At 58.7% G+C, this 12,310-nt stretch carries 9 protein-coding genes; 5 read left to right on the top strand and 4 right to left on the bottom strand.

Translation table 11 applies throughout. The features are described from left to right. Positions 1 to 249 precede the first annotated feature (249 nt). Positions 250 to 531 carry an ACT domain-containing protein gene (locus ASQ50_RS17575; RefSeq protein ID WP_058093077.1) on the bottom strand — a complete coding sequence of 94 codons (282 nt, stop codon included), beginning with the start codon at positions 529 to 531 and terminating at the stop codon, positions 250 to 252. After that, positions 528 to 2,225, bottom strand: a complete 1,698-nt coding sequence (gene ilvG / locus ASQ50_RS17580; protein ID WP_058093078.1) for an acetolactate synthase 2 catalytic subunit — start codon at positions 2,223 to 2,225, stop codon at positions 528 to 530. Before ilvG ends, ASQ50_RS17575 begins: the two co-directional genes overlap by 4 nt. Before the next feature lie 343 nt (positions 2,226 to 2,568). Between ilvG and ASQ50_RS17585 the strand changes: the two genes are divergently transcribed. The 4 genes from ASQ50_RS17585 (at position 2,569) to ASQ50_RS17600 (ending at position 9,489) form a co-directional block, all read left to right on the top strand. Continuing rightward, a complete protein-coding gene (locus ASQ50_RS17585; protein ID WP_058093079.1) occupies positions 2,569 to 3,651 on the top strand; it encodes an efflux RND transporter periplasmic adaptor subunit in 1,083 nt (360 codons plus the stop codon). A 5-nt stretch (positions 3,652 to 3,656) separates the two neighbouring features. Then, positions 3,657 to 6,734 carry an efflux RND transporter permease subunit gene (locus ASQ50_RS17590; RefSeq protein ID WP_058093149.1) on the top strand — a complete coding sequence of 1,026 codons (3,078 nt, stop codon included), beginning with the start codon at positions 3,657 to 3,659 and terminating at the stop codon, positions 6,732 to 6,734. Then, a complete protein-coding gene (locus ASQ50_RS17595) occupies positions 6,734 to 7,492 on the top strand; it encodes a pseudouridine synthase (RefSeq protein WP_058093080.1) in 759 nt (252 codons plus the stop codon). The genes ASQ50_RS17590 and ASQ50_RS17595 overlap by 1 nt, the downstream gene beginning before the upstream one ends. A gap of 128 nt (positions 7,493 to 7,620) precedes the next feature. Next, positions 7,621 to 9,489 carry a diguanylate cyclase gene (locus ASQ50_RS17600; protein WP_058093081.1) on the top strand — a complete coding sequence of 623 codons (1,869 nt, stop codon included), beginning with the start codon at positions 7,621 to 7,623 and terminating at the stop codon, positions 9,487 to 9,489. Here the strand turns inward: ASQ50_RS17600 and ASQ50_RS17605 are convergent. Then, positions 9,459 to 10,925, bottom strand: coding sequence for an amidase (locus tag ASQ50_RS17605; protein ID WP_058093082.1), 1,467 nt, complete (start codon positions 10,923 to 10,925; stop codon positions 9,459 to 9,461). The two genes, ASQ50_RS17600 and ASQ50_RS17605, sit on opposite strands and share 31 nt — an antisense overlap. Before the next feature lie 184 nt (positions 10,926 to 11,109). Here ASQ50_RS17605 and ASQ50_RS17610 point away from each other — a divergent pair, with 184 nt between their 5' ends. Then, on the top strand, positions 11,110 to 11,490 hold the full coding sequence (locus ASQ50_RS17610) for a methyltransferase family protein (protein WP_058093083.1): 381 nt from the start codon (positions 11,110 to 11,112) through the stop codon (positions 11,488 to 11,490). A 9-nt stretch (positions 11,491 to 11,499) separates the two neighbouring features. On the opposite strand, the gene djlA is transcribed toward ASQ50_RS17610, so the two are convergent. Continuing rightward, complete coding sequence (gene djlA, locus ASQ50_RS17615) at positions 11,500 to 12,282, bottom strand: co-chaperone DjlA (protein WP_058093084.1); 783 nt, start codon at positions 12,280 to 12,282, stop codon at positions 11,500 to 11,502. Between the last annotated feature and the right edge of the window lie 28 nt (positions 12,283 to 12,310).

Here is a 12,310-nt window from a genome sequence, read left to right on the forward strand (position 1 = left end):
GCAACCGCTGTCAAAAAAGCGCCGCAGGCAAAAAGCAGCCTATACCAGAGCAGCTCGTAGGTAGGGGGACAACACATTCCCAGGAAGTTTCCCCGTGAACCCGCCAATGCCCGTCGGCGCGGGGTGGCTGTTGGATTTTTTGCCGGAAAAAGATGTCTGAGCGAAGCGAGTTGTTTTTCCAAAAAAAATCCAACAGCCACCCCGCAAGCCCGCCCCCACAACCGGAAGTCTGGGAGCCCAAGCAGACCCTTAGGCAGAAACAGAGCGAGCCGAAGCCGCCTGTTCCAGAAGGACCACATCCACAACCGTATGCAGCTTCTCCAGCTGAGAGCGTAACATGGCAATAGGCCGACTGCCGGAAAGGGTCAGGGCGATATCCAGGTAGTCATCGGCAGACTCCATAGACATACGCGAAATCTGGAACCCCCGAACCCGCACCACCTGGCAAAGCCGCTCCAGCGCCGCCGCCTCCGGGTTCATCCGACAGTTCAACGTATAACTCGGTAACGCTGTTTGTGCTTGCGCGCTCATGCTACGTGCTCCTTACTGGTGGTAGTGCGACGGTTTTCGTCAATCATGTCTCGGTTACTGGCGCCGGGTTTCACGATCGGCCAGACATTCTCCTCCCGGCTGATGGCCACGTGCAGCAACATCGGGCCGTCGTAAGCCAGGATCGTCTCAATACCCCGACGAATCTGATCGGTGCGCTCAATGTGCAGGGCCGGGATATCAAACGCCCGGGCCATGGCGACAAAGTCCGGGTTGTCGTCCAGGTTGATGTGGCTCTCCCGGTTGTTGTAGAACAGCTCCTGCTGCTGGCGTACCATGCCCAGGCATTGGTTATCCAGAATGATCAGCTTGAGCGGCAGGTTATAGCGGCGAATGGTAGCCAGCTCCTGGGCGTTCATCATGAACGAGCCGTCGCCGGTGACATTGATGACCGTGCCTCGACGATTGGCAAACTGGGCGCCGATGGCCGCCGGCAGGCCGAAGCCCATGGTGCCCAGGCCGCCACTGGTTAAGTGGTGGCGTGGGTGATCGAATTCGTAATGCTGGGCCACCCACATCTGGTGCTGGCCAACGTCACAGGCGATGACCGTATCATCCGGCGTAATCCGTGAAAGCTGACGGATAAACGCGGGGCCGGTGATCGGCGCCAGGGCTTCCTCGTTGTCCGCAGCCTGGAAGCCACCGGTGGTGTGCCAGGTTCTGCATTGCTTCTGCCAGTGGGCAATGGCCAGTGGCCTCTCCGTCAAGGCCTCGGTGAACGCAGGCAATATCCGGTTCAGGTCACCCCGCAGGGCCAGGTCTGCCGGGCGCAGCTTGTTGATCTCGGCGGCGTCGGCGTCGATGTGAATCATCCGGGCGTTGGGCGCGAAGCCGTCCAGTTTGCCGGTGGCACGGTCGTCCAGGCGGGCGCCGATAACCAGCAGCAGGTCGCATTCATCAACCGCTTTATTGGCCGCCCGGGACCCGTGCATGCCCAACATGCCGAGGCTGTGAGGATTGTTCTTGCCCGGGTTGCCAATCCCCTTAAGGGTCACAACACCCGGCAGGGCTGAGGTGTCGGCAAAGGCGCGGAAGCTTTCCTCCGCGCGGGCCAGAGATACGCCGCCGCCACTGTAGAGCAGGGGGCGTTTGGCTGAGTAAAGCATGGCCAGCGCTTCGGAAATCTCCGGGCAAAGCGGGTCTGGCTGAACGCAGGTTGTAGCAGCCGGCGCCTCGATCTCTGTCAACTGAATGTCTTTGGGAATATCAATCCACACCGGCCCTGGCCGACCGCTCTGGGCCAGGGTAATGGCTTCTTCCACAATGGCGGGCAGGGCCTCGGCGTCGTCCACCAGGTAACTGTGTTTCACGATGCCCAGGGTCATACCCAGAATGTCCGTTTCCTGGAAGGCATCGGTGCCAATCAATCCGGATGGAACCTGCCCGGTGATTACCAGCATGGGAATGGAATCCATATAGGCATTGGCAACGCCGGTGATCAGGTTGGTGGCGCCGGGGCCAGAGGTGGCAATGCAAACGCCGATCTCGCCACTGGCCCGAGCATATCCATCGGCAGCCAGGGCGCACGCCTGTTCGTGGCGGCACAGCACGTGCTCCACACCCACATCGTCCACCAGGGCATCGTATAGCGGCATGATGCAGCCACCCGGATAGCCGAATACGGTATGGATGTTGTGGCGGTGGAACGCTTCAAGAATGTGCTGTGCGCCGTTCATGCTCGTTTTTCCCTTTTTTCTTTGCCGCAAAAAAAGAAACCCCCGGGACCTTTCGGTGCCGGGGGTTTCTGGTGTCTTTGTCAGGTTGTCGCTATCTCACCCGCTTGTCCACGCAAAAGCCCCCGGACGGTACCACGACCACCAGGACTAGCTTCACGATGACAACCATTGCGTTGAGATTCATAAAATCGACAGTCTGCTCTGAATTGATTCAAACAATGTGTGTAGAATCTAACCCACGTTTAAATCCGGTTGCAACCGTTTATTGCCGGAAATGTGGTCTCGCCCGCCGAGCGTGGGTTGTCAGGGCCACCAATAAGAACGATTCCGTGGCGAGTGTTACATGACGAAAGCAAAATTGGGCTCTCTCGGGCTGTCACTTCTGATACTTGTGCTGCTGGTTGTCTGGATGGCGACTGGCGATGTAAAGGTGGCCAGTAAAGAGGCACCGGATGAGCCACAGGTGCAGGATGCAGATAGGATTCGGGTTGAAATTGAGACCCTTGAAGCAACCCGTTACCAACCAACCCTGAAACTGCAGGGCCAGCTTGAGCCCTGGCGTTCGGTGATGGTGGGTGCGCGGGTAGCCGGCACGGTTGAGCGAATGCAGGTAGAGCTGGGGCAGAACGTTCGTGCCGGGCAGGAGTTGTTGCAGCTCTCTGTTGATGGCCGGGACGCCGTGGTAGAGCGCTGGCGCGCCAGCATTCAAAAGCTGGAGGCTGACCTTGCCGCCGCGCGCCGGTTGAGAGCCAGCAACCTGGCAGCGGAGACCGATATTCTCAGACTACAGAGTGACCTGGCGGCAGCCCGGGCGGAGCTGGTAGCGGCGGAACTCGCGGTCAGGCACATTCGGCCCGAGGCCCCGTTTGACGGCGTGGTTAACCGCAAAGATGTGGAGCAGGGCGATCTTGTGCAGGTGGGTACGCCGATGCTGGAACTGGTGCAGATTGACCGGCTCAAAGCCACCGGCAGAATTCCACAGCAAACCGTGAAGGATGTTCAGCCGGGGCAGGCAGTGGAGGTTAATCTTCTGGATGGCACACGGCTGGCCGGTGTCGTCAGCTTTGTTGCCAGCGCGGCAAGCCCCGAAACCCGCAGTTTTGCCGTTGAAATTGTTGTGGAGAATCCCGAACAAAAACGCGCGGCTGGGGGCACGGCCAACCTGAATATCCGGTTGCCCGAGCAGGATGCGATTTTTATCTCACCGGCGTATCTGAGCCTGGACGATGACGGCCGGCCCGGCGTGAAATATGTGGATGACAGCAACGCTGTGGTTTTCCGGAACGTCCAGCTGTTGAGCGTATCCACCAACGGTGCCTGGGTGTCTGGCCTGCCGGAGCAGATTCGCCTGATTACCCGTGGTGGCGGTTTTGTGGCCGAGGGTGAACAGGTTGAGCCTGTTGATCGCTCGGATCGGCGGGGTTGACGGCCATGCGAGCGCTGATTTCGGCGGCCATGGACCGCAGCCGCACCACCATGTTGCTGTTCCTGTTTCTGTTATTGGGCGGTATGGCAGCCTATCAGGCGATTCCCAAGGAATCCAACCCTGACGTCACCATACCCATGATCTATGTATCCATGACCCTGGAGGGCATCAGCCCCGAAGACGCCGAACGACTGTTGGTGCGCCCCATGGAACAGGAACTGCGATCCCTGGAAGGCATCAAGGAGATGCGGGGCAACGCCTCGGAAGGTCACGCCTCGGTGATGCTGGAGTTTGATGCAGGCTTCAATCCCGACAAAGCGTTGCAGGATGTCCGGGAAAAGGTGGATACAGCCCGCACCAAGTTGCCCCAGGAAGCCGACGAGCCCCGGGTAAATGAGATCAACGTCTCCCTGTTTCCCGTACTGTCGATCGGTTTGTCTGGCCCACTTTCTGAGCGTGAGCTCATCACGATTGCCCGTCGCCTGCAGGATGCCATTGAAGCGATTCCCGAAGTGTTGGAAGTCGACATTGGTGGTGACCGCGAGGACCTTCTGGAAATCGTGGTGGATGCCCAGGTGCTGGAAAGCTACGGCATTGACTTCGACCAGATGGCCTCTCTGGTCACGCGCAATAATCAGCTGGTTGCCGCCGGCTCACTGGACACCGGTAATGGCCGTATGGCCCTGAAAGTGCCGGGGGTAATCGAGACCATCGAGGATGTGATGTCGATGCCGGTGAAGGTAGACGGCGATTCGGTGGTTACCTTTGGCGATGTGGCTATGCTGCAGCGTACCTTTAAAGACCCTACCGGTTTTGCCCGCATCAATGGCGAGCCGGCACTGGTGTTGGAAGTGTCCAAACGCTCAGGCGCCAACATTATTGAAACCATCGAGAAAATCCGCGCGCTGATCGACGACGCCAGACCACGGCTGCCAGACGCTCTGGACATTCGCTACATCATGGATCAGTCCGATGAAGTTCGGGATATTCTGTCTGACCTCCTGAATAACGTGATGACCGCCATCGTGCTGGTGATCATTGTGGTCATTGCCACCATGGGGCCCCGCTCCGCGTTCCTGGTGGGCCTGACCATTCCGGGCGCCTTCCTGAGTGGTATCCTGGTGATCTGGAGTATGGGGCTTACCCTCAATATCGTGGTGCTGTTCAGCCTGATTCTGGTAGCGGGCATGCTGGTGGATGGCGCCATTGTGGTGTCTGAGCTGGCGGACCGGAACCTCAGCGATGGTCAGCCGGTGAAAACCGCCTGGGTAGAAGCCGCCTCGCGAATGGCCTGGCCGGTTATAGCCTCAACCGCCACCACGCTTGCGGTTTTCGTACCCCTGTTGTTCTGGCCTGGAGTTGTGGGCGAGTTCATGAAGTTCCTGCCGATGACCGTGCTGATTTGTCTGATCGCCTCGCTGGCCATGGCTCTGGTGTTCCTGCCAGTGATGGGCGGTGTCACTGGCGGCCGGCGTGTGCACCAGGACGCCACGGAAGGGCGGTTCATGATCATTTACCGCAATACCCTGGGCACCTTGCTGCGCCGCCCGGGGTTGACCCTGTTGGGTGCGTTGGGAGTGATTATCCTGATTTACGCCGCCTATGGCCGTTTCAACCACGGCGTGGAATTTTTCCCGAGTGTGGAACCGGATTCTGCCCAGGTGCAGGTGCGTGCCCGGGGTGATCTGTCTGTGTGGGAGCGAGACGCCATTGTGCGCCAGGTGGAGCAGCGCCTGCAGAATATGCCGGAAGTAAAAGCTCTTTATGCGCGTTCCATGCTGTCAACCAGCACCCAACTGGCGCCCGATGTCATCGGGGTGTTGCAGTTCCAGTTCAACGACTGGTTTACCCGCCGCACCGCCACCGACATTCTGGAGGATTTTCGAGAACGAACCAGGGACATCCCCGGCATCGAGCTGGAATTTCGCAAGCAGGAAGGTGGCCCGGCAGAGGGCAAGCCCATCGAGCTTCAGGTCAGCAGTATGAACAGTGACGAGCTGAATGAGTATGTGGATGAGATTCAGCGGCAGATGCGAGCATTGGGTGGCTTCGCCGATATCGAGGATGACCGCAGCCTGCCGGGCATCGAGTGGCGCCTGCAGGTAGACCGGGAAGCGGCGGCCCGCTTTGGTACCGACGTGTTGAGTATAGGCAGTGCCGTGCGCCTGGTCACCAACGGTCTGGTGCTGGCTACCTACCGGCCGGAAGATGTTCGGGATGAAGTCGATATAGCCGTGCGGGTACCAAACAACTGGCGGGAGCTGGACCACCTGCAACGCCAGACCATCCACACCCCGCGCGGCCAGGTGCCACTATCGGAATTTGTCAGCCTCGAACCGGGGGATAAAACCGGCTCCATTGTGCGGGTAGACGGCCAACGCACCATCACCATCAAATCCGACGTTGCTCCGGGCCGGCGCATGGATGAGGTTTTGCGCAGCCTGCAGGCCGAAATGCCAGAGCCACCCGAGGGGGTAAGCGTTCGCTTCGCCGGTGAGAATGAAGACCAGCAACAGGCGGCCACCTTCCTGACCACAGCGTTTCTGGTGGCGGTGGGCCTGATGCTGCTGATACTGGTCACTCAGTTTAACTCTCTCTACCAGACTTTCCTGATCTTGTCGGCGATTGTGCTGTCGACCGCCGGCGTGCTGCTGGGCCTGCTGGTCAACGGCCAGTCCTTCGGGGTGGTGATGGTGGGTATGGGAATCATTGCCCTGGCAGGCATTGTAGTGAACAACAACATCATCCTGATTGATACCTTCAACCAGATGAAGAAGGAGGGCAAGGCCGCCTACGAGGCCGCCCTGGAAACCGGTTGCCTGCGTTTACGGCCGGTGCTGCTGACGGCCATTACCACCATTCTGGGCCTGATGCCCATGGTGCTGGGCGTCAACGTCAACCTGCTGGAGCCATCGCTCGGGCTGGGCGCCCCGTCAACGCAATGGTGGACTCAGTTGTCCAGCGCGATTGCCGGCGGCCTTGCCTTTGCCACCCTGCTGACATTGCTCCTGACGCCAGCGTTGCTGGTATTGGGTGAGAAAGCCGGCCAGCGGGTTAGGGCGTTGTTCGGTCGGGAGTCCTGATGACATTCGCCGACAACCCTCTTGTCGAACTTTATCGCGATCAGTGGCTGCTGGCGGTCCACAAACCGGCGGGGCTTCTGGTTCATAGAAGCCCCATCGACAAACACGAAACCGAGTTTGCCCTGCAATACGCCCGTGCGCTGAATGGCGGCGAGCATGTGTACCCGGTGCATCGCCTGGACCGGCCCACCTCGGGTGTTTTGCTGTTTGCCAGAGATCCGGAGACTGCCCGGTTGGTTGGGCAGGCCATGATGGCGGGCGAGGTGGAGAAAACGTATCTGGCGATGGTGAGGGGGTGGGCGCCCGAGATCGGTGTGATTGACCACCCGCTGAAAGATGAGCCGGAAGACCGGCGTTTACGTGGAGCCGAACAGCCTGTGCGCGAAGCGCTCACTCACTTCCGAAGGCTCGCAACCACTGAGATTCCCGTGGCCATTGAACGCTATCCCACCAGCCGGTACAGCCTGGTGGAGCTGTATCCGAAAACCGGCCGAAAGCATCAGTTACGCCGGCATATGAAACACATCAACCATCCCATCATCGGTGACGCCAACCATGGTCGGGGGCGCCATAACCGGTATTTTGCTGAACGGTTTGGCGAGGGTCGGTTGATGCTGGCGGCTACCCGGCTGTCTTTGTCGCACCCGATCTCCGGCGAGGAGCTGATTTTGGTATGTGCGCCGGAAGAGAGCTTTTCCCGGGTGCTTGAGGTGTTTTCTGAGGTGCCGTTTAACAATTGGCCAAAAGTGTTTGATTAATAACCAAAGTGTATCTTTTCTTGTCATTTTGCGTCGATTAGTAGTGGGGGCAGGCGCCACACCAGGGCTTGGTGCATACTCGTCAATGTGCATATAAAAATATAAAACGCTTTCGACCGAGGCCCGCTGTGCCGAAACTCTACCCGCTGTTCTTTCTAGCACTCAGTCTTTTGCTGCCATCGTCAGTGCTGGCAGAGCCGGCAATCTGGGATAAGCATTCGAAGCGTCTGGAGCTGGCCCCGCATGTGGATTACTGGCTGGAGAGCGGGCCAGTCTCTTTTGCTGAGGTGTCCCAGTTACCCGGGGAGGCCTGGACCGGTGGCAGCAATGAAAGCCCAAACTTCGGCTATGGCAATGACGTCTACTGGTTTCGTTTCCGCGTGACCAATGTGACCGGAGTGGAAGCCGTCAACTTCATGGAAATCGGTTACCCGGTATTGGACCACATTGAGGTCTATCTCCCTGACGCCCAGGAACCCCTGCTGCTGGGCGACAAACGGCCCTTCTACGACCGCCCAATTCACCACCGTAATTTCGTTGTGCCTTTGCTGTTGCCAGCCAATGAAACAGTTACGGTATACCTCCGGGTGGAAACCACCAGTTCCATGCAGGTGCCGCTGACACTCTGGGAGCGGGATGCGTTTTATGCGGCAGACCAGGGCCGCAGTATGCTGGAAGGTATCTACTACGGCATTGTCCTGGTGATGATCCTGTACAACCTGTTCGTGTTCATGGCCGTCGGTGAGCGCAGTTTTCTCTATTACGTTGGCTATATCACCACCATGCCCCTGTTTTTGGCCAGCCTTCACGGGGTTGGTTTTCAATACCTGTGGCCCGAGGGCACCTGGTGGAACGACCAGTCCATCATTGTGTTCCTGAACCTGGTTGTCGTGTTTGGTGGCGCCTTCAGTATCCGCTTTATCAGCGTTACCCGTAAGAATCATCCGTGGCTGAACCGCTGGACCATGGCGATGGTTATGGCGGCTGGCCTTGCAGCTGGCGCAGGTTTGTTTGTTCCTTATAAACACATGATTCTGCCAACCATTCTGATAGCGGCCATGGGCTGTTCGACCATGCTGCTGTTGAGCGTCGTGCGCTGGGTAAAGAGAGACCCGGCAGCCAGGTATTACACCATCGCCTGGGTGTTCATGCTCTCCGGCGGGATCGTACTGGCGCTGAACAAATTTACATTCCTGCCGCGCAATCTTTTAACGGAAAACGCTACACAGGTGGGCTCGGCGCTTGGTGTGATCTTGCTCTCGCTGGCTCTCGCGGATCGCTTGAATCGGGAGAAAAAACGGGCCTTCGCCGCCCAGCAGAAACTCCTGCGGGAAGAGCGCAAGGCGAGACTGGCCCAGGAAAAGTCCCTGAGGGTTCAGCAGGAGGCCAATGCCATGCTGGAACAGCGTGTACAGGAACGGACCCGGGATCTGGAAAACCTGAACGAACAATTGCTGGAACTGAATGCCACGGACCCCCTGACGGGCCTGAAAAACCGGGGGCATTTCGACAAGGCGTTCCAGTCGTCCGTGGTTCATGCTTACCGGTTTGAGGAGGTCGTGTCACTGCTGGTGCTGGATATCGATCATTTCAAGAAGTTCAACGATACCTACGGCCATCTGGTCGGAGATGATTGTCTGAAAATGGTGGCCCAGTGCATCAAACGCCACGTAACACGACCCCAGGATCTCGCTGCCCGTTATGGTGGGGAAGAGTTCGTGGTATTGCTGCCGGATACCCCCGGCGAGGGCGCGGTGCGGGTGGCCGAGCGGATTCGTCAGGAAATCGAGAAGACCGCCTTCCGGGTATCCGATGAAATGCTGCACTTGACCGTCAGTGTTGGGGTGTGCAGTGTGTCACCGTCCCGTGCCGATGCCACCAAGGAAATCTTTTCCTGCGCCGACGAGGCGCTTTATGAGGCCAAGGGGCAGGGCAGAAATCGCGTGGTGGCCAACCGGCATCAAAGTCAGGCCGTCAGCGCGGGATCGTCCGCGTAGTGCTGATTGCCCAAGTGTGAGATGAGGGGCAACCGATGATCTGCCTCAAGCGCGTAAGCCAGTTCCAGCAATGTGCGTTCATCACCATGGCGGGCCATGAACTGAACGGACACGGGCAGGCCCGCGTCGGTGAGTGCCATGGGTACTGAGATCGCCGGCGCCCCGGTGGTGTTGGCCAGCGGGGTGAAACAGACGTATCGGGCCAGCCTCTCAAACAGCTGGTCAAACGGTACTGTCGGGCTCAGGTGCCCTAGCGGCGGCGTCGTCTGGCCGAGTACCGGGGTCAGCACAGCGTCGTAGTGGGCCATATGCCGTGCATACTGCTGCTGGGAGCGCTTGAGTCGCCAGAGCGCGGCGGGCAATTTCCAGAGTTTCTTCCGGAACATTTTCTCCAGCCCGTTGGTCAGTCCGTCGACTTGCCGCTTATCGAACTGAGGGTGCATCAGCTTATGCCCCTGCAGTTTCACACCGAAGGCCAGCAATCCCCAATACAGCGCAAAGTCGTCCGGGAACGAGGCTGGAATGGGAACATCCATCGGCTCGATGATATGCCCGAGTTTCTCGAGATAGCGCGCGGTGGCTTCCACGGTGTTGCGGGTTTTCGGGTCTGTCTTGTGGCCTGTCACTGAGTCCAGAACCACTCCGATCCTCAGCTGCTTTCCTGACGGACCCTGCACATGGCCCACCCGAGGCAGGGCCGGGTTGCGTAAATACTCGTCCGCGGCTGCAATGAAGCCTGCGGAATCCCGTACAGAGCGGGTGACTACTCCGTCACTGACAATATTGATGGGCAGGGTTTTGGCGGCCTCGTTATCCACCACGCGGCCCCGGGTGGGTTTTAGCCCTATCAGCCCACAGCAGGCTGCCGGGATTCGGATCGACCCGCCACCATCGTTAGCATGGGCCACAGGCACAACGCCGGCGGCCACCAGGGCCGCAGCGCCGCCTGAGGAGGCGCCGGAGGAATAGCGCAGATTCCAGGGGTTACGGGTGGCGGCGCCAAGGGCTGGTTCGGTGGTCGCATTGAAGCCGAACTCCGGCAGCGTGCTCTTGCCCAGACACAGGTAGCCCTGTGCCAGCATCTGCTCAGCGAACGGGCTGGTCTTGCTGGCGGTATTGCTGGGCACGGCCGCCGAGCCATGGCGTGTTGGCAGGCCCTGAACGTCGGTGTTGTCTTTGATGAACGTGGGTACACCGGCAAACGGTGCCTCAGGCTTTGTGAGGCTGCGAGCAAGCGAGAGGCTTCGGTCGTAATCCGTGGCCGCCAGTCCGTTAATCACTGGCTGTGCCATTTCGGCCCGTTCAATGGCGGCTTTCGTGACGTCCAGCGCTGACACTTCACCTGCACGAATGCGGGCCGCCAGTGCGGTTGCGTCATCTTCGCCCATGGCATCATCACGAAAACAATGGAATGGACCTTGGTGTTCGGACTGCATGGTGTACTCCAGACTGATCAGATCGTCTAACGATAACTCACCTGAAAACGTGATGGCATGTCATTTTGGGTATCGCGTCACATGTTCCGTTAAAACCAGCGAACGGGTGATTGATTCTGATCACTTTCAATAACCGGAATCAGACAGTAAGCTGATAGCCAACCTGTTGAACCAGAATGCATAAATGGATCTGATTGAACCCGCTGTCCGAACGTTTCTCGGCATCTTTTTTCTGATGATTGGCCTGCAGTTCTCCGCCAGAACACTGGGCTTATACGCCCGTATGGGGTTCAGTCACATTCATTACGGTGCCCGGGGTAAAGCCACCTGGTGGCATCGCCATATCTTCAATGTCTTTCGGGCAGCGATTCTTCTGGTGTTTCTGGCGGTTATGACCGGGCAGTTGGGTTTTTTTCTGGCATTGCCCAGTGCGTTTTCGCTGGTTTGCCTGGTGGCGGGTGTGCTGGTGATTACCCGCCAGGCAAAAGAGGAAGAAAAAGCCCTGGCTCAGCGCTTTGGCCAGGACTATGAGGTTTACCGGGCAAGGGTGCCCCGCTGGTTCTGACGTCTGTCGTCAGGATGCCTGTTTTCGGGCGTCTTTGATCACATCGTAGGCGTGGCTGATTTCACGAGTGCGCTCTTCCGCCATCTCCCGCATGCTCTCGGGCATGCCGCGCCCGGCCAGTTTATCCGGGTGGTTCTCACTCATCAGCTTGCGGTAAGCGCGTTTGATCTCTGCATCGGAGGCAGAGGCGGATACCCCCAGTACCTTGTAGGCGTCCTCAATCTGCTGCCCCGAGGAGTAGTTCGGGCTGCCGCCGGCATGCCCGGCATGGGCGCCGCGCAGCATGGCTTCCAGTTGGTCTACCTGGCTTTCTGGCAGGCCAAGGCCCCGGGCAATACGCACCAGCATCTCGTGCTCGGCCGGGTGCACCTGGCCATCCGCGGCCACCGCCGACACCTGAACCTGCAGGAACATCTGCAGAAATGCGGGCTGGCGGCCGGAGTTCTGCAAAAAGCGGTTGAGCTCCGCGTCCAGGTCGAAATCCGGTTGCTTGCCACGGTTGAAGGCGTCCCGGGCGATGGCTTTTTGCTCTTCGTTCAAACGAAACCGTTCAAACATCGCCTCCGCCAGTTGAATCTCGTCCCGGGTCACCACGCCGTCGGCCTTGCACAGGGCGCCCATGACGGCAAACACAGATTCAACGAAGTTGTTTTGCAGGCTCTGAATCTTGCCTATCAGCCGGCTCTTCATCCGCTGGAACAGGAATGCACCAATGGCAGCCCCCACCAGGAATCCCGGAAACCGGCCAAAGGCATAACCGATCAGGCCACCGAAAATCATTGCGAACAGCATTCAGATATCCTTAGCGAGTAAATCAGTC

It is taken from the genome of Marinobacter sp. LQ44, from assembly GCF_001447155.2.
GTDB lineage: Bacteria > Pseudomonadota > Gammaproteobacteria > Pseudomonadales > Oleiphilaceae > Marinobacter.